The organism is Streptacidiphilus sp. MAP12-33 (genome assembly GCF_041261265.1).
GTDB lineage: Bacteria > Actinomycetota > Actinomycetes > Streptomycetales > Streptomycetaceae > Streptacidiphilus.
In genome coordinates this window covers 252,195-269,339 of record NZ_JBGCCA010000002.1, presented here as the reverse complement: position 1 = coordinate 269,339, position 17,145 = coordinate 252,195, and the positions used below count along the sequence as shown (strand labels likewise).

The following is a 17,145-nucleotide window of genomic DNA, read 5'->3' as shown; positions in this document are numbered from 1 at the left end:
CAGGAAGACCAGGCCCCGCCATGACTCCCGAACCCGACCTCGCCACGCAGACCTACGCCGAGCGCGAGCGTCTCGGCGCGCTCCTCGCACAGCTCACCCCGGAGCAGTGGAACGCGCCCTCGCTCTGCGCGGGCTGGCGCGTCCGGGAGGTCGTCGCGCACCTCACCTTCCCCTTCCGCACCGGCCCGCTGCGGTTCGCGGCGGGGCTCGCGGCCGCGCGCTTCTCCTTCGACCGCTACTGCGACACCGCCGCCCGCCGTGACGGCGCGCGCATGTCCGACGCCGAGCTGCTGGCCGCGCTGCGCGACAACGTCCGCCACCCGTGGCAGCCCCCGGGCGGCGGCCAGGCGGGCGCGCTCAGCCACGACGTGATCCACGGCCTGGACCTCACCGAACCCCTCGGCCTGCCGCCCGCCCCGGCGGAGCGCGTCGCCACCGTCCTCACCCGCGCCGACGGCCGCGCTCTCGCCTACTTCGGCGTCGACCTCACCGGCCTCACCCTCCGCGCCACCGACGCGGACGTCACCCTGGGCGCGGGCGAGCACGTCGTGGACCTCCCGGCCAAGGACCTCCTGCTCACCGTCACCGGCCGCCGTCCGCTCCCCGCGACGACCGTCACAGCCCCGGCGCGCCCCAGACGGGGAACCAGCGGCTGAGGTCCTGCTCGATGCGGAGGTCGTTGCCGAGCATGGCCTTGGTCTGGAGCTCCAGCGGGTTGTCCCGCTTCTCGCCCGGGAGCGGCGCGAAGGGGTAGAAGGAACCGCGCTTGTAGAGGTACACGAGCGCCAGGCGGCGGTTCCGCGCGTCGGTGAAGTTGACCAGCGTGCAGAGCAGCTGCGGGCCGAAGCCCTGGGACTCCAGGCCCGAGTTGACCGCGTGGACGTCGTTGACCAACGACACGATGTCGTCCGGCGACTGCCGGGCGGTGATCCAGCTGTAGCCGTAGGAGTCGCGGGGCGTCACCTCGATCGGCGCGCCGCCGCGGCCGGTGTCCGCGTCCAGCAGGGCCTGGATGTCCTGCTGGACCTGGGCGAACGCGCCGCCCTCGGCGGGGGAGAAGCAGACGGAGCCGACCCCGGTGGGCTTGAAGCCGGCCGCCGCCTCCAGGGTGATCGCGGCCGAGGGGAGGCCGAAGAGCTGGTCGAGGTCGGGCTTGACCGGCTTGGTCCGGCCCAGCAGGGCGTCCAGGAAACCCATCGCTACGTCTGTCCTCTCGGCTCTTCTGTTCGTGGGGGCGGTGACGCTGGGGAAACCGGGGTCAGCTCTTGCCGAGCTCGGCGGAGATCTTGCCGAGCTGCTCCAGCCGCTGCTCCAGCGAGGGGTGCGTGGAGAAGGCGTTCGAAGCGACCTCGCGGGCCGACAGGGCCGGGGCGAAGTAGAAGGCGTTGTACGGCTGCGCCTGGCGCAGGTCCTTGGTCGGGATCGCGGCGATGTCGCCGGTCACCTTCGTCAGCGCCGAGGCCAGCGCCGAGGGGCGGCCCGTCAGCAGCGCGGCCGAGCGGTCCGCGGACAGCTCGCGGTAGCGCGACAGCAGGCGGGTCAGCAGGAAGCTGATCGCGTAGACGACGGCGCTGACCGCGATGACCACGATCGCCGCCACCGCGGCGTTGTCGCCGTCCCGGTTGTCGCGGTCGTTGAAGCCGCCGAACATGCCGAACTGCAGGCCCACGCGGGTGATGATGCCGGCCAGCACGCCGAGGAAGCCGGCGATGGTCATGACGGCCACGTCGCGGTGCGCGACGTGGGAGAGCTCGTGGGCGAGCACACCCTCCAGCTCCTCGGGCTCCAGCCGGCGCAGCAGGCCGGTGGTGACGCAGACGACGGCGTTCTTCTCGTTGCGGCCCGTGGCGAAGGCGTTCGGCATGTCGGTGTCGGCCACGGCGACGCGCGGCTTCTCCATGTCGGCGAGCGCGCAGAGACGGTCGATGGTGCCGTGCAGCTCCGGGTACTCCTGGGGGGAGACCTCGCGGGCGCCCATGCTGAACGCGGCGATCTTGTCACTGAACCAGAACTGGGCGACGAACAGCCCGCCGGCGATGATGACGACGATCGGCCACGCCCCACGCAGTACCACGAGCAGCAGACCGACGAAGGCCACGAAGAGCAGGCCGATCAGGAACATCGTGATCAGCATGCGCGTGGTCAGGCCACGGTCCGGCGCGAAACGAGTCCTGGACATGAGGTCCCTCCTGGGCGGTGAACTGCGAATGCAATTCTGCCGTGCCGCCCTCGCTATGTGGTACGTCTGACGAGGCCTGGACGTTCCGGTCGTGGACCGTCGCGCTTTACACTGACAGCTGACGGAGGCTGGCACTCGAATGTCCAGAGTGCCAGAGCCGAGGTAGGAACAGGATCAAGGTCCGGCTGGAGGTGCGTGCCCGTGCGTGAGGAGCGTCAGCTCGACGACCGCAAGCTCGCGGTGCTGCGCGCCATCGTGCAGGACTACGTGGGCACCGAGGAGCCGGTCGGTTCCAAGGCCCTGGTCGAGCGCCACAACCTCGGCGTGTCGTCGGCGACCATCCGCAACGACATGGCGGTGCTGGAGGACGAGGGCTTCATCCACCAGCCGCACACCAGTGCCGGCCGGGTGCCCACGGACAAGGGCTACCGTCTCTTCGTGGACCGGCTGACCGAGGTCAAGCCGCTGTCCGTCGCGGAGCGCCGGGCGATCACCAACTTCCTCGACCACGCCGTGGACCTGGACGACGTCGTCACCCGCACGGTGCGGCTGCTCGCGCAGCTGACCCGGCAGGTCGCGGTCGTCCAGTACCCCTCGCTGACCCGCTCCACGGTCCGGCACGTCGAACTCGTCGCGCTGACCCCCACGCGGATCATGCTGGTCCTCATCACCGACACGGGCCGGGTCGAGCAGCGTCTGGTCGACTGCCCGCAGCCGGTCGGCGAGGCGATGCTGGGCGACCTGCGCACCCGGCTCAACGCCGGCGCGGGCGGCCGCCGCTTCGCGGAGGTCCCGCGGCTGCTTCAGGACCTGCCGGAGAGCTTCGCGGCGCAGGACCGTCCCGTCGTCACGACGGTGCTGTCCACGCTGTTCGAGGCGCTGGTGGAGCAGACCGAGGAGCGCGTCGTCCTCGGCGGCACCGCCAACCTGACCCGGTTCCCGCACGACTTCCCGCTCACCATCGCCCCCGTACTGGAGGCGCTGGAGGAGCAGGTCGTGCTGCTTCGGCTGCTGGGTGAGACCGCCGATCCGGGCGTGATGGTCAGAATCGGTCACGAGAACGCCTACGAGGGCCTCAATTCCACCTCGGTCGTCTCGGTGGGCTACGGTTCGGGCGACGAGACCGTCGCCAAGCTCGGCGTGGTCGGCCCGACCCGCATGGACTATCCGGGAACCATGGCGGCGGTCCGGGCGGTTGCCCGGTATGTCGGCCAGATCCTGGCCGCGTCCTAGGCGGCCGCGACGACGCGACGACCGACGACGCAGCAGGGACCGACCACACCGGCCCGACCGACACCGGCCCCAGGGCCGGCACGAGCCTCAGACGGAAACTAAGCGGAGCATTTTGGTGGCCACGGACTACTACGCGGTACTCGGCGTCCGACGGGACGCGAGTCAGGACGAGATCAAGAAGGCTTTCCGCCGTCTGGCGCGCGAGCTGCACCCTGACGTCAACCCGGACCCGAAGACGCAGGAGCGGTTCAAGGAGATCAACGCCGCGTACGAGGTCCTCTCCGACCCGAACAAGCGGCAGGTCTACGACCTCGGCGGCGACCCCCTCTCGGCGACGGGCGCGGGCGGCGCGGGCGGCTTCGGCCAGGGCGCGGGCTTCGGCTTCAGCGACATCATGGACGCGTTCTTCGGCGCGGCCGGCGGCCAGCGCGGCCCGCGTTCGCGGACCCGGCGCGGCCAGGACGCCATGATCCGGATCGACATCGATCTGGAGGAGGCGGCCTTCGGCACGACCAAGGACATCCAGGTCGACACCGCGGTCCGCTGCAACACCTGCAACGGCGAGGGCGCGGCCCCCGGCACCTCCGCCCAGACCTGCGACATGTGTCGCGGCCGCGGCGAGATCTCCCAGGTGACCCGGTCCTTCCTGGGCCAGGTCATGACCTCGCGTCCCTGCCCGCAGTGCCAGGGCTTCGGGACCGTCGTCCCCACCCCGTGCCCCGAGTGCGCCGGTGACGGGCGGGTGCGTGCCCGACGCACGCTGACGGTGAAGATCCCCGCCGGCGTGGACACCGGCACGCGGATCCAGCTGGCGGGCGAGGGCGAGATCGGCCCCGGCGGCGGCCAGGCCGGTGACCTCTACGTCGAGATCTCCGAGAACCCGCACCAGATCTTCCAGCGCCGCGGGGACGACCTGCACTGCACGGTCACCCTCCCGATGACGGCGGCGTCACTCGGCACGAAGGTCCCGCTGGAGACGCTGGACGGCATGGCGGAGATCGACATCCGTCCGGGCACCCAGTCGGGCCAGTCCATCCCGCTGCACGGGCGCGGCATCACGCACCTGCGTGGCGGCGGCCGCGGCGACCTCATCGTCCACGTCGAGGTGCTCACCCCCGGCAAACTGGACCCGGAGCAGGAGGAGCTGATGCGCCGCCTGGCGAAGCTGCGCGGCGAGGAACGCCCGTCGGGGCAGTTCGCGCCGGGACAGCAGGGGCTCTTCTCCCGCCTGAAGGACGCGTTCAACGGGCGGTAGGTCGAAGCACCACCCTGTGCGGACGGTCCCGTCGCTTCGGTGATCGACCGCATAGGGTGGTTGCGCGCGGAGTTCCTCGCGCCCCTGGAAAGTGCAACGAAAGCTGAGCCCGTACGTGACCGCTCCTGTCTTCCTGCTCCCCTCCGACCGTCTTGCGACCGCGCGAGTCGGCGGTGTGGTCCGGCTCGACGGTGCGGAGGGGCGGCATGCCGTCTCCGTCAAGCGGCTGAACCCCGGTGAGGAGGTCGTCCTCACCGACGGCGAGGGCGCCGGGCTGCGCGGGACCGTCGCCGCCGTCGAGGGCAAGGACGTCCTCGACGTCAGCGTCAGCGAACTGCTGACCGAGCCCGAGCCGGACGTGCGGATCGTCGTGGTCCAGGCGCTGCCCAAGGGCGACCGCGGCGAGCTCGCGGTGGAGCTGATGACCGAGGTCGGGGTGGACGAGATCGTCCCCTGGCAGGCGTCGCGCTGTATCACGCAGTGGAAGGGCGAGCGCGGCGAGAAGGCCCTCGCGAAGTGGCGCGCGACCGCGCGCGAGGCGGGCAAGCAGTCGCGTCGGCTGCGGTTCCCCGTCGTGCACGGGGCGATGAGCACCCGCCAGGTGTCCACGCTGCTCGCCTCCGCGACGATGCCGGGCGTCCTGCACGAGGAGGGCGCCGCCCGTCTCGCCTCCGCCGAGCTGCCGGCCTCCGGGTCCGTCGTCCTGGTCGTCGGCCCGGAGGGCGGGGTCTCGCCGGACGAGATGGACGCCTTCACCACCGCCGGCGCGGGCGCCTACCTGCTCGGGCCTTCGGTGCTGCGCACCTCCACCGCGGGGGTCGCCGCCGCCGCGCTGCTGCTGGGCCGCAGCGGCCGCTGGGGATAGCCGGGACAGTCCCGGGACCGGCACGGGGGCTGTCGGAGCGCCGACGTAGGGTGTGCGCATGCCCGAGGACACCCCGCTCATCCGCAGTCTCCGCGCCGCCGTCGCGACGGCGCCCGCGGACGTCACGCTCCGCCTGCACCTCGCGGAACTGCTGCTCGCGGCCGGTCGCGGCGAGGAGGCCGTCGCCGAGGCCGCCGTCGCGCTCCAGCACGAGCCGGCGAACGGGGACGCCAGGGCGCTGATGCTGCGGGCGATGGGCGCACCCGCACCCGCACCCGCACTGGAGGAGCCCGCGCCTTCGGCGGCGCAGGAGCCGCCGCCCGCCTTCGACTGGTCCCAGGCCGAGCAGCAGGTCGCGGACATCGTCGAACCGCGCTTCGTCGAGCCCCTGCTCGACGGGGAGGGGGAGAGCGACCAGCCGGGCTGGGAGATCGAGCGCTCCGACGTGACGCTCGCCGACGTCGGCGGTCTCGCCGAGGTCAAGCAGCGGCTGGAGGCCGCGTTCCTCGCGCCGATGCGGAACCCCGAGCTGCGTCGCCTGTACGGCAAGTCGCTGCGCGGCGGCCTGCTGCTGTACGGGCCGCCCGGCTGCGGCAAGACCTTCATCGCCCGCGCGGTCGCGGGGGAGCTCGGGGCGCGGTTCCTCTCCATCGGGCTCAGCGACGTGCTGGACATGTACATCGGCCAGTCCGAGCGGAACCTGCACGACATCTTCGAGACCGCTCGCCGCAACGCGCCCTGCGTGCTCTTCCTCGACGAGATCGACGCCCTCGGCGGCAAGCGCAGCAACCTGCGGCACAGCGCCATGCGCGGCACCGTCAACCAACTGCTCACCGAACTCGACGGCGCCGGGAGCGACAACGAGGGCGTCTTCGTCCTCGCCGCCACCAACCACCCCTGGGACGTGGATTCGGCGCTGCGCCGCCCGGGCCGGCTGGACCGGACGCTGCTGGTGCTGCCGCCGGACGTGCCGGCGCGCGAGGCGATCCTGCGCTACCACCTGCGGGACCGGCCGGTCGCGGGCGTGGACGTGGGCAAGCTGGTCAAGGCGACGGAGGGCTACTCCGGCGCGGACCTGGCCCACCTGTGCGAGACGGCCGCCGAGGCCGCGCTGCTGGAGTCCGCCACGTCCGGGCAGGTCAAGATGATCGGCACCGGGGACCTGACAGGGGCGCTCAAGCAGGTCAAGCCGTCCATCGAGCCGTGGCTGGCGGCCGCGCGCAACGTCGCGCTCTTCGCTAACGAGGGCGGCATCTACGACGACCTGCTCGCCTACCTCAAGCGCGCGGGCAAGCTGTGACGACGACCCCCACGGGGGCGGTCGGCGATCCGGCCGACCCTTCCGTCCGGCTGCGGAAGGCCCAGACGCTGCTGGGCCTCGGGCGCGCCGCCGAGGCACGGGCGCTGTGTGCCTCAGCCGTCGCCGCCGACCCGGGGGACACGGCGGCCTGGCGGCTGCTCAGCCAGTGCTGCCTCGACCTGAACGAGCCCGAGGAGGGTCTGAGCGCCGCCGACCAGGCGCTCGCCACCGAGCCGAACGACGCCGTCGCGCTGCGCCTGCGCGCGATGGGCCTGCTCCGCCTCGCCGAACGCCGCGGCACCGGGCACGACCTGGCCGTCCAGGCCGCCTGGGCGGCGATGCAGGCCGAGCCCGACCACTGGTACGGCCACGCGTTGCTCTCCTCGGCGACGCTCCCGGGCTCCGGCAAGCTGTGGCCCAGGGACGGGGCCCAGACCTGCTACCAGGCCGCCCTGCGCGCCCGCGAGCTGGCGCCGCATCAGGCGGGCGCCCACTTCACCCTGGGCCGGGCGGCCGACGCCATGCACCGCGACGCGGAGGCGGAGGCGTGCTATCGCGCCGCGCTCGCCCTCGATCCCGAGCACATCGCGGCCCGCAACAACCTCGGGCGGCTGCTGCTCAAGCGCGGACAGGTCAAGGACGCGGCTGCCAGTTTCGCCGCGGTCGCCGCCGGGGACCACCTGCTCCACCACGAGACCGGGCTCGGCGCGCACAACCTCCGCGCGGTCGCGCTGCGGCTGCTCTCACGGGCCCGCTGGATCTCCGTCGTGGTCTTCATCGGCTCCGTCATGAGCATCGACCCCGCGGGTCCGAGCGTGGCGATCCGGCTCACGGGCGCCCTCCTCGCCGCGGCGGGCTGGGCCGCCTGGGCCCTGTGGGCCCGTCAGCAGCTCCCGCCGGGCCTGGTCCGCCCGCTGCTGCGCCTCGGACGGGCGAGCGCCTCCCTGCGCGTCGCGCTCCTCGGCGTCGCCACCGGCACGATCGTCGGCCTGCTGCTGCTCTGCGTCCCACCGCTCGACCCGGCGGTGGGCGTCCTGACCCTGGTCGGCGTGGTGGGCCAGTTCGCCGCCCTCCAGTACGCGAGCCACCTCGGCCGCCGCGAACGCCGCGGCTGAACGCCGGTTCGCTCACGGAAAAAGATCTCGAATCCTGGACGCCCGGTCGATAGCGTGCCCGGGTGACGCAGACACAAGCGCAGGAGCAGGCAGGCGGCGGTGACGGGTACTTCCGTCACCCGGACGTCCACGGCGATCTCGTCGCCTTCGTCGCCGAGGACGACGTGTGGGTCGCCCCCCTCGACGGAGGGCGGGCATGGCGGGTGAGTGCCGACCACGTGCCGGTGGCGGGGCCGCGGTTCTCGCCCGACGGGACGATGCTGGCGTGGGCGTCCGCCCGCGACGGCGCGCCCGAGGTGCACGTCGCGCCCGTCGACGGCGGGCCCGCGCGGCGGCTCACCTACTGGGGCAACGCGCAGACGGCCGTGCTGGGTTGGACGGCCGCGGGCGAGGTGCTCGTGGCGAGCGCGCAGGGCCGCCGGTCCCGCGCGCACGTCTGGGCCCACGTGGTGCCGCTGGACGGCGGGCCCGCGCGGACGCTGCCCTACGGCCGGCTCGGCCGGCTCGCGCTGCAGCCCGGCGGGGACGGCGTGCTGTTCTCCTCGGGTGGCACGCGGGAGGCCGCGCACTGGAAGCGCTACCGCGGCGGCCTCGCGAGCAGGCTCTGGATCGGCACCGAGGGCGGCGAGTTCACCGCGCTCCACGCAGATCTGGACGGCCAGCTCGAATCCCCGATGTGGGTCGGCGACCGCGTCGCCTTCCTCTCCGACCACGACGGCGTCGGCCGCCTGTGGTCCAGCCTGCCCGACGGCTCGGACCTGCGCGTCCACGGCGGTCACGCCCACTACGCCCGCAACGCCGCCACCGACGGCACCCGCGTGGTCTACCATGCGGGCGGCGAGCTGTGGTTGGCCGACTCGCTCGCGGCGGGCGAGGAGCCGCGCCGCCTGGAGATCCGCCTCGGCGGCCCACGCGCCGACCGGCAGCCCCACCCCGTCGACGCCGCACGCCACCTCGGTGCCTTCGCCGTCGACACCGACGCGCGTTCCAGCGTCGTGGAGGTCCGCGGCACGCTCCACCGGGTCACCCACCGCGACGGTCCGGTCCGGGTGCTGTCGGCCACGCCGGGCGTGCGCAACCGTCTTCCGGTCTCGTTGCCCGACGGCGCCTCGGCCTGGGTGACCGACGCCGACGGCGAGGACGCCCTGGAGTTCTCCGACGGCCGCCGTCTGCTCTCCGGCCGCCTCGGCCGCGTCGAGGAGCTGGTGGCCTCGCCCGACGGGCGGCTGCTCGCCCTGGCCGACCGTCAGGGCCGGGTGCTGCTCGTCGCCACCGACGCCACTGACGCGTCCGACGCGAGCGCCGGTGAGGCCGCGCTGCGCGAGCTGGACCGCAGCGAGCACAGCCAGGCCACGGGCCTCGCCTTCTCGCCCGACTCGCGCTGGCTCGCCTGGTCGCACTCGCTCTCCGTGATGGAGACGCTGAGCCAGATCCGGCTGGCGCGCACCGACACCGGTGAGATCGTCGAGGCGACCCGGGCCCGGTTCCGCGACTGGTCGCCCGCCTTCACCGCGGACGGCCGCCACCTGGCCTTCCTCTCCGCCCGCGACTTCGACCCGGTCTACGACGAGCACGTCTTCGACCTGTCGTTCCCGGCCGCCGCCCGGCCCTACCTGCTCACCCTCGCCGCCGAGGCCCTTTCGCCGTTCGGCCCGCTGCCGCAGGGCCGCCCGCTGGGCAAGGGCGGCGACGAGCCGGCCCCCGGCTCCGGCCAGGGGGAGCCGGCCGTCACCACCGTGGACCACGACGGCCTGGACGCCCGCGTCCTGCCGTTCCCCGTCCCGGCCGGCCGCTACGGCTCCCTCCGGGCCGTCAAGGGCGGCGTGGCCTGGCTGCGGCACCCGATCGCCGGTGTCCTCGGCAACGGGCGGGCCACCCCCGAGGCGGAGCCCGAGCGCAGCTCGCTGGAGCGCTTCGACCTCGCCGCCCGGCGCAGCGAGGTGCTCGTCGACGAGCTCGACGACTACGCCGTGTCCGGTGACGGCGCAAGCCTCGTGGTCCGCGACGGCGGGAACCTGACGGTCCTTCCGGCCGACCGGCGGGCCGACAAGGACGACCGGGACGGCCGGGTCACCGTGGACCTCTCCCGGGTGCGGGTCACCGTCGACCCCGCCGCCGAGTGGCGGCAGATGTTCGACGAGACCGCCCGCCTGATGCGCGACAACTTCTGGCGGGCCGATCTCGGCGGCGCCGACTGGGACGCGATCCAGGCCGAGTTCCGGCCGCTGGTCGACCGGGCCGGCACCCACAGCGACCTGGTCGACGTGCTCTGGGAGCTCCAGGGCGCGCTGGGCACCTCGCACGCCTACGTCGACCCGCCGGGCTCGGGCCCGGGCGCGGCCCGCCGTCAGGGCTTCCTCGGCGCCGACCTGGCCCGCGACGCGCAGGGCGTCTGGCGCGTGGTGTCCGTGCTGCCCGGCGAGTCCTCCGACCCGGGCGCCCGTTCGCCGTTGGCCGCGCCCGGCGTCGCGGTCCGCGCGGGCGACGCGCTGGTGTCCGTGGACGGCCGCCCGGTCGACCCGCTGACCGGTCCCGCCCCGCTGCTCGTCGGCACGGCCCGCAAGCCCGTCGAGCTGACCGTCGCCCCGGTCGACGGCGGCGCGGAGCGATCCGTCGTGGTCGTCCCGATCGCCGACGAGTCGGCGCTGCGCTACCACGCGTGGGTCGCCGACCGCCGCGCCCACGTCCACGCCGCGTCCGGCGGCCGCCTCGGCTACCTGCACGTTCCCGACATGGTCGGCAACGGCTGGGCCCAGCTCCACCGCGACCTGCGCACCGAGGTCGTGCGTGAGGGCCTGGTCGTCGACGTCCGCGAGAACCGTGGCGGCCACACCTCGCAGCTGGTCATCGAGAAGCTCAACCGTCGCGTCATCGGCTGGGACCTGCCGCGTGACGGCGTCGCGGTCACCTACCCCTTCGACGCCCCGCGCGGCCCGCTGGTCGCCGTGACGGACGAGTTCGCGGGCAGCGACGGCGACATCGTCGGCGCGGCGTTCCAGGCCCTGCGCCTGGGCCCGGTGGTGGGCGTGCGCAGCTGGGGCGGGGTGATCGGGATCGACGGCCACTACCGTCTCGTCGACGGGACCGGGGTGACGCAGCCGCGCTACGCGACGTGGATGGAGGGCTACGGCTGGGGCCTGGAGAACCACGGGGTGGACCCCGACGTCGAGGTCCGCACCACCCCCGCGGACTGGGTCGCCGGTCGCGACCCGCAGCTCGACGAGGCGATCAGGTTGGCCCTCGCCGCCCTCGCCACCACCCCGGCCGCGACCCCGCCTTCGATTCCCGACCTGTAGTTGCACCTTCCCCAGGGGCGCGGGGAACGGCGCGACAAGCCACCCACATGCGGATGGTCCCCTCTGAACAGGGCCATCCGCACAGAGTGGTTGCTCGCGCAGTTCCTCGCGCCCCTGACCTCATCGGTACGATCCGTACTGAGACCCGTGACCGTAGGAGAGTGTGATGGCCGGCGAGGCCCAGGCGGACTGCCTGTTCTGCAAGATCGTGGCCGGGGAGATCCCCTCCACAAAGGTGCGCGAGACCGAGCACACGCTCGCCTTCCGTGACATCAACCCGCAGATGCCGACGCACGTCCTGGTCGTGCCGAAGGCGCACTACCCCAACGCCGCCGCCCTCGCCGACGCGGACCCGCAGCTCGCGGGGGCCGTGCTCGCGGAGGCCGGGCGGGTCGCCGAGGCCGAGAAGGTGGCCGAGAGCGGCTACCGCCTGATCTTCAACACCGGTTCCGGCGCGGGGCAGACCGTGTTCCACGCGCACGTGCACGTGCTCGGTGGCGAGGGCGCGGGGCGCCTCGCCGAGAAGCTGGTCTGACCCGCCGTGTCCGCGCGTGAGCTGGTCGTGCTGGGCACGGCCAGCCAGGTCCCGACCCGGCACCGGAACCACAACGGGTACCTGCTGCGCTGGGACGGCGAGGGCCTGCTCTTCGACCCGGGCGAGGGCACGCAGCGGCAGATGCTGCACGCCGGCGTCAGCTCGCACGACATCACCCGGATCTGCGTCACGCACTTCCACGGCGACCACTGCCTGGGCCTGCCGGGCGTGATCCAGCGGATCAACCTCGACAAGGTGCCGTACCCGGTCGCGGTCCACTACCCGGCCTCGGGCGAGCAGTTCTTCGAGCGGCTGCGCCACGCCAGCGCCTTCTACGAGACCGCGGAGCTGCGCCCCGAGCCGCTCGTCGGCGAGGGCGGCGCGCTGAAGCCCACCGGTCGCGAGCGGACGCCGTTCACCCTCGAAGCGGTCCGGCTCTCGCACCCCGTGGACTCCTACGGCTACCGCCTCGTCGAGCCCGACGGGCAGCGTCTCCTGCCGGAGAAGCTGCGCGCCCACGGCATCGCCGGGCCGGACGTCGGCCGCCTCCAACGCGAAGGCCGCCTCGGGGAGGTGACCCTGAGCGACGTCAGCGAGACCAGGCGTGGCCAGCGGGCCGCGTTCATCATGGACACCCGCCTGTGCGAGGGCGTCCACGCGCTCGCCGAGGGCGCGGACCTGCTGGTCATCGAGGCGACGTTCCGCGGCGCGGACGAGCACCTCGCCGAGGAGCACGGCCACCTCACCGCCGCGCAGGCGGCCCGCGTCGCGGCGCAGGCCGGCGTCCGGACCCTGGTGCTGACGCATTTCTCGCAGCGTTATCCGGATCTGGAAGGCCATCTCGAAGAAGCGTGTCGCCACTTCGACGGCGAGATCGTGGTCGCCGCGGACCTGATGCGAATCCCCGTGCCCGGCCGCGTGTGAATGAACAGCGGAATAAAAGACTGGCGCATCCCCGCTGACGGGCGCAGCATCGTTGTCCCCGGCAGTACCGTCCGTCGTACCCTTTTATCGGTGGAACAGCGGACCCGACAGAGAAATGGGATGAGGCAGGCCCCAGCGCCGACCTATGACTTCTCAAACGCAGACCCAGTCGTCGCAGTCGCAGACCCAAGCGCGCATCGTCATCCCGGAGAAGCACCCGATGGTGACGGTGCTCGGCACCGGGGACTCACTCCTCCGCGTGATCGAGAACGCCTTCCCCTCCGTCGACATCCACGCCCGCGGCAACGAGGTCACCGCGACCGGTGACCCGCGCGAGACCGCGCTGGTGCAGAAGGTCTTCGACGAGATGATGCTGGTGCTCCGCACCGGTCAGCCGCTGACCGAGGACACCGTGGAGCGTTCCATCGCGATGCTGCGCAAGGCTGCGGAGGACCCGAACAGCCCGGAGGCGCACGGGAGCCCCTCGTCCGTCTTCACCGCGAACATCCTCTCCAACCGCGGCCGCTCGATCCGTCCCAAGACGCTGAACCAGCAGACCTACGTGGACGCGATCGACCGCCACACCGTCGTCTTCGGCATCGGCCCGGCCGGTACCGGCAAGACGTACCTGGCCATGGCCAAGGCCGTGCAGGCGCTGCAGGCCAAGCAGGTCAACCGGATCATCCTGACCCGTCCGGCCGTCGAGGCCGGCGAGCGGCTGGGCTTCCTGCCCGGCACGCTCTACGAGAAGATCGACCCGTACCTGCGCCCGCTCTACGACGCGCTGCACGACATGATCGACCCGGACTCGATCCCGCGCCTGATGGCCGCGGGGACGATCGAGGTGGCGCCGCTCGCCTACATGCGCGGCCGTACCCTCAACGACGCGTTCATCATCCTCGACGAGGCGCAGAACACCAGCGCCGAGCAGATGAAGATGTTCCTGACCCGTCTCGGCTTCAACTCCAAGATCGTGGTCACCGGCGACATCACGCAGATCGACCTGCCCGGCGGCACGGTCAGCGGTCTGCGGGTGGTCCAGGACATCCTGGACGGCGTGGAGGACATCCACTTCTCCCGGCTGACCAGCGCGGACGTGGTCCGGCACAAGCTGGTCGGCAAGATCGTCGACGCCTACGGCCGCTACGACGCCCAGAACGCCGCAGCGCCCAACTCCCACCGCAAGTAAACCGACCGAGCAGGAAGCCGAGAACCGCACTCGCCATGGCGATCGACATCAACAACGAATCCGGGACGGACGTCGACGAGGAGGCGCTTCTCGACGTCGCGCGCTTCGCGTTGGACCGGATGCGCATCCACCCGCTGTCCGAGCTCTCCGTCATCGTCGTGGACGAGGAGGCCATGGCGGCGCTGCATGTGCAGTGGATGGACGAGCCCGGCCCGACGGACGTGATGTCGTTCCCGATGGACGAGCTGCGGCCCGGCAAGGAGGACGAGGAGCCGCCCCAGGGCCTCCTCGGCGACATCGTGCTGTGCCCGGAGGTCGCCACCAAGCAGGGCGCGGCCAACGGGCACTCCATGGACGCGGAGCTGCAGCTGCTCACCGTCCACGGCGTGCTGCACGTCCTCGGCTACGACCACGAGGACCCGGAGGAGGAGCGGGAGATGTTCGGGCTGCAGAAGCGCATCCTGGACGACTGGCGCGCCGAGCGCGGCGAGACCGGTCCCTCCCCGGCCCCCACAACGCGCTGAGACCCGCGCAGAGAATCCTGACGAAATGAGCGGCAGCAGTACCGGCTTCAGCACCTCCTTCCTCATCGGGGCGGTGCTGCTCGTCATCTGTGCGTGGCTGGCGGCCTGCGCCGAGGCGGGCATCTCACGGGTCTCCCGCTTCCGCGCCGAGGAGGCCGTCCGCAACGGCCGCCGCGGCGCGGAGCGTCTGCTCGCCCTGGCGAGCGACCCGATCCGCTACCTCAACCTGGCCACCCTGATCCGGGTCACCTGCGAGATGGCGGCGACGGTCCTGGTGACCGTCGTCTGCGTGCGCGGCTTCCCGCAGACCTGGCAGGCGGTCCTGGTCGCCATCGGCGTGATGGTGCTGGTCTCCTTCGTCGCGGTGGGTGTCTCGCCGCGCACCATCGGGCGCCAGCACCCGCTGAACTCGGCCACGGCGGCCTCCTACCTGCTGTTGCCGCTGGCCCGCGTGCTGGGCCCGATCCCGCGCCTGCTGATCCTGCTGGGCAACGCGCTCACCCCGGGCAAGGGCTTCCGCGAGGGCCCCTTCGCCTCCGAGGCGGAACTGCGCGCGCTGGTCGACCTGGCCGAGAAGGACGACCTGATCGAGGACGACGAGCGCCGCATGGTGCACTCGGTCTTCGAGCTCGGCGACACCATCGTGCGCGAGGTGATGGTGCCGCGCACCGACCTGGTGATGATCGAGCGGAGCAAGACCGTCCGCCAGGCCCTCACCCTCGCGCTGCGCTCGGGCTTCTCCCGGATACCGGTCGTCGGCGAGAACGAGGACGACGTCGTCGGGATCGCCTACCTCAAGGACCTGGTCCGGCGCACCCACACCAACCGCGAGGCCGAGTCCGAGCCGGTCGGCTCGGTGATACGGCCGGCGACCTTCGTCCCGGACAGCAAGCCCGCGGCGGACCTGCTGCGCGAGATGCAGCGCGACCGCATCCACGTCGCCGTGGTCATCGACGAGTACGGCGGCACGGCCGGGCTGGTGACGATCGAGGACGTCCTGGAGGAGATCGTCGGCGAGATCACCGACGAGTACGACCGGGAGACCCCGGCCGTCGAGCCCCTGCCCGACGGCTCCTACCGGATCACCGCCCGCCTGCCGGTGGAGGAGCTCGGCGAGCTGTTCGGCCTGGAGCTGGAGGACGAGGACGTCGACACCGTCGGCGGCCTGCTGGCCAAGGCGCTGGGCCGCGTTCCGATCCCCGGCAGCGACGCGGAGGTGCCGCTGCCGGACGACGAGGACCTGCCGATCGCCGCGATCCGGCTCACCGCCGAGAGCACGGCGGGCCGCCGCAACCGCATCGGCACGCTGCTCGCCTCCCCGGTCCCGCGGGCCGGGCACGACGAGGAGCAGGACGAGACGCCCCGCGCGGAATCGGCCTGAGCCGCGCGGCTCAGGAGTGCATCCGTGCGCCCTTGAGCACCCGGTCCACGGCGTTGCGCGGCCCGTACACGGCCAGGCCGACGATGTCGAGATCGGCGCCGCGCGCGGCGCGGACGGCCGCGCGGTTGTCCGTGTCGTTGCCGGTGGCGAACAGGTCGGAGGTGAACACCGCCCGGGGCAGCGAGCGGGCCAGAGCGCGGCTGTGGGCGGCGGTGAGGATCTCCTTCGAACCCTCGAAGACCAGCACGGGCTGCCGGAACATCGGCAGGTAGCCGGTGCCGTCGGCGTCCTGGTACGGCTCGCCGATCACCTCGGGTGCCTCCGTGCCCAGCCCGCTGACCAGGAACGCGGTGACGTTGAGCCGCTGCCAGGTCTGCAGGTCCTCACGGAGCAGCACGGCGATCTTGGTGTCGAAACGGACGGGGGTCGTGTCGTGGTCCTCGCTCATGGCATGAGACTGCCGCCCGCCCGCAGGTCCGGTCTTGTACGTTCTTTGCATGGCCGCGCGTGAATCGGTGTCCGCGTGGCGTCCGCGCGTTCCGGGCGTCACCGAGGTCTTCCACGCCCACTTCACCGAGCACGCCTATCCGATGCACGTCCACGACGTCTGGACGCTGCTCATCGTCGACTCCGGCGCGGTCCGGTACGACCTGAACCGCCACGCGTGCGGCACCCTGCACGAGACCGTCTCGCTGCTGCCACCGCACGTCCCCCACAACGGCTCCCCGGCGACCCCGGAGGGCTTCCGCAAGCGGGTGCTGTACCTGGACTCCTCGGTCCTGGACCCCACGCTGATCGGCGCGGCGGCGGACACCCCCGACGTCACGGACCCGCTGCTGCGGCTGCGGGTGGGCCAGCTCCACACGGTGCTGGCGCGTCCGGGCGAGGAGCTGGAGGCGGAGAGCCGGCTCGCCTTCGTCGGCGAGCGGCTGCGGACGCACCTGCGGTCGTTCCCGCTGCCGGAACCCGGCCGGGGCGTCGCCGAGCAGCTGCGGGATCTCCTGGACGCGCGTGTCCGGGAGGGGCTCACCCTGGACGAGGCGGCCGGGCTGGTCCATGCCCACCCGGCGCACCTGGTCCGCGCGTTCAGCGCGCGCTTCGGCTTGGCCCCGCACCAGTACCTGACGGCCCGCCGGGTGGAACGCGCCCGCGCCCTCCTCCTGGACGGCCTTCCGCCCGCCGAGGCGGCGACCTCGGCGGGCTTCTACGACCAGGCGCATCTGGGCCGGCACTTCAAGCGCGTGGTGGGCGTTTCCCCGGGAAGGTTCCGGTCAACGCCTCAGTCGCCGCGACCTCAGGGGCGCGAGGAACTGCGCGACAAGCCACCCCGGGCGGACGGTCCTGACTGA

16 protein-coding genes are annotated in these 17,145 nt (G+C 72.7%); 13 read left to right on the top strand and 3 right to left on the bottom strand.

Annotated features, from left to right (window positions below; translation table 11 throughout):
- Nucleotides 1–20 precede the first annotated feature (20 nt).
- Entirely contained in the window at nt 21–656 is a 636-nt protein-coding gene (locus tag ABH931_RS04020) for a maleylpyruvate isomerase family mycothiol-dependent enzyme (protein WP_370109908.1), read from the top strand.
- Here the strand turns inward: ABH931_RS04020 and ABH931_RS04015 are convergent.
- Both ABH931_RS04015 and htpX read right to left on the bottom strand, forming a co-directional pair.
- Complete coding sequence (locus ABH931_RS04015) at nt 616–1,197, bottom strand: hypothetical protein (protein WP_370109906.1); 582 nt, start codon at nt 1,195–1,197, stop codon at nt 616–618. The genes ABH931_RS04020 and ABH931_RS04015 overlap by 41 nt on opposite strands.
- 61 nt (nt 1,198–1,258) lie before the next feature.
- Complete coding sequence (gene htpX / locus ABH931_RS04010) at nt 1,259–2,179, bottom strand: zinc metalloprotease HtpX (RefSeq protein ID WP_370109904.1); 921 nt, start codon at nt 2,177–2,179, stop codon at nt 1,259–1,261.
- Nucleotides 2,180–2,380: 201 nt separating this feature from the next.
- Here htpX and hrcA point away from each other — a divergent pair, with 201 nt between their 5' ends.
- From hrcA to ABH931_RS03955, 11 genes are all read left to right on the top strand, one after another.
- The gene (gene hrcA / locus ABH931_RS04005) at nt 2,381–3,412 is read left to right on the top strand and encodes a heat-inducible transcriptional repressor HrcA (protein ID WP_370109902.1); all 1,032 of its coding nucleotides are present in this window, start codon (nt 2,381–2,383) and stop codon (nt 3,410–3,412) included.
- 115 nt (nt 3,413–3,527) lie between these two features.
- Nucleotides 3,528–4,667: a molecular chaperone DnaJ gene (dnaJ, locus tag ABH931_RS04000; protein WP_370109900.1), complete on the top strand. Its 1,140-nt coding sequence runs from the start codon at nt 3,528–3,530 to the stop codon at nt 4,665–4,667.
- Nucleotides 4,668–4,782: 115 nt separating this feature from the next.
- On the top strand, nt 4,783–5,532 hold the full coding sequence (locus tag ABH931_RS03995; RefSeq protein WP_370109899.1) for a 16S rRNA (uracil(1498)-N(3))-methyltransferase: 750 nt from the start codon (nt 4,783–4,785) through the stop codon (nt 5,530–5,532).
- A 58-nt stretch (nt 5,533–5,590) separates the two neighbouring features.
- Complete coding sequence (locus tag ABH931_RS03990) at nt 5,591–6,832, top strand: 26S protease regulatory subunit (RefSeq protein ID WP_370109897.1); 1,242 nt, start codon at nt 5,591–5,593, stop codon at nt 6,830–6,832.
- A complete protein-coding gene (locus tag ABH931_RS03985) occupies nt 6,829–7,947 on the top strand; it encodes a tetratricopeptide repeat protein (RefSeq protein ID WP_370109896.1) in 1,119 nt (372 codons plus the stop codon). Before ABH931_RS03990 ends, ABH931_RS03985 begins: the two co-directional genes overlap by 4 nt.
- 62 nt (nt 7,948–8,009) lie before the next feature.
- Entirely contained in the window at nt 8,010–11,243 is a 3,234-nt protein-coding gene (locus tag ABH931_RS03980) for a PDZ domain-containing protein (RefSeq protein WP_370109894.1), read from the top strand.
- A gap of 166 nt (nt 11,244–11,409) precedes the next feature.
- On the top strand, nt 11,410–11,778 hold the full coding sequence (locus ABH931_RS03975) for a histidine triad nucleotide-binding protein (RefSeq protein ID WP_370109893.1): 369 nt from the start codon (nt 11,410–11,412) through the stop codon (nt 11,776–11,778).
- Between the two features lie 6 nt (nt 11,779–11,784).
- A complete protein-coding gene (locus ABH931_RS03970; protein WP_370109891.1) occupies nt 11,785–12,702 on the top strand; it encodes a ribonuclease Z in 918 nt (305 codons plus the stop codon).
- Nucleotides 12,703–12,847: 145 nt separating this feature from the next.
- Nucleotides 12,848–13,891 (top strand): PhoH family protein, encoded by a 1,044-nt coding sequence (locus tag ABH931_RS03965; protein ID WP_370109890.1) that lies wholly within the window; start codon nt 12,848–12,850, stop codon nt 13,889–13,891.
- A gap of 35 nt (nt 13,892–13,926) precedes the next feature.
- Entirely contained in the window at nt 13,927–14,415 is a 489-nt protein-coding gene (gene ybeY / locus ABH931_RS03960) for an rRNA maturation RNase YbeY (protein WP_370109888.1), read from the top strand.
- A gap of 25 nt (nt 14,416–14,440) precedes the next feature.
- Nucleotides 14,441–15,796, top strand: coding sequence for a hemolysin family protein (locus tag ABH931_RS03955; RefSeq protein ID WP_370109886.1), 1,356 nt, complete (start codon nt 14,441–14,443; stop codon nt 15,794–15,796).
- Nucleotides 15,797–15,806: 10 nt separating this feature from the next.
- Here ABH931_RS03955 and ABH931_RS03950 read toward each other — a convergent pair whose 3' ends face one another.
- A complete protein-coding gene (locus tag ABH931_RS03950) occupies nt 15,807–16,244 on the bottom strand; it encodes a DUF2000 family protein (RefSeq protein ID WP_370109884.1) in 438 nt (145 codons plus the stop codon).
- 49 nt (nt 16,245–16,293) lie between these two features.
- Here ABH931_RS03950 and ABH931_RS03945 point away from each other — a divergent pair, with 49 nt between their 5' ends.
- The gene (locus ABH931_RS03945; RefSeq protein ID WP_370109883.1) at nt 16,294–17,145 is read left to right on the top strand and encodes a helix-turn-helix domain-containing protein; all 852 of its coding nucleotides are present in this window, start codon (nt 16,294–16,296) and stop codon (nt 17,143–17,145) included.

Excerpts from the sequence above, each read along its gene's own strand:
- ABH931_RS03945 (WP_370109883.1), top strand. The coding sequence starts at position 16,294 with ATGGCCGCGCGTGAATCGGTGTCCGCGTGGCGTCCGCGCGTTCCGGGC.
- ABH931_RS03955 (WP_370109886.1), top strand. The coding sequence starts at position 14,441 with ATGAGCGGCAGCAGTACCGGCTTCAGCACCTCCTTCCTCATCGGGGCG.
- ABH931_RS04020 (WP_370109908.1), top strand. The coding sequence starts at position 21 with ATGACTCCCGAACCCGACCTCGCCACGCAGACCTACGCCGAGCGCGAG.
- ABH931_RS04015 (WP_370109906.1), bottom strand. The coding sequence starts at position 1,197 with ATGGGTTTCCTGGACGCCCTGCTGGGCCGGACCAAGCCGGTCAAGCCC.
- ABH931_RS03950 (WP_370109884.1), bottom strand. The coding sequence starts at position 16,244 with ATGAGCGAGGACCACGACACGACCCCCGTCCGTTTCGACACCAAGATC.
- ABH931_RS03990 (WP_370109897.1), top strand. The coding sequence starts at position 5,591 with ATGCCCGAGGACACCCCGCTCATCCGCAGTCTCCGCGCCGCCGTCGCG.
- ybeY (WP_370109888.1), top strand. The coding sequence starts at position 13,927 with ATGGCGATCGACATCAACAACGAATCCGGGACGGACGTCGACGAGGAG.
- ABH931_RS03975 (WP_370109893.1), top strand. The coding sequence starts at position 11,410 with ATGGCCGGCGAGGCCCAGGCGGACTGCCTGTTCTGCAAGATCGTGGCC.
- ABH931_RS03965 (WP_370109890.1), top strand. The coding sequence starts at position 12,848 with ATGACTTCTCAAACGCAGACCCAGTCGTCGCAGTCGCAGACCCAAGCG.
- htpX (WP_370109904.1), bottom strand. The coding sequence starts at position 2,179 with ATGTCCAGGACTCGTTTCGCGCCGGACCGTGGCCTGACCACGCGCATG.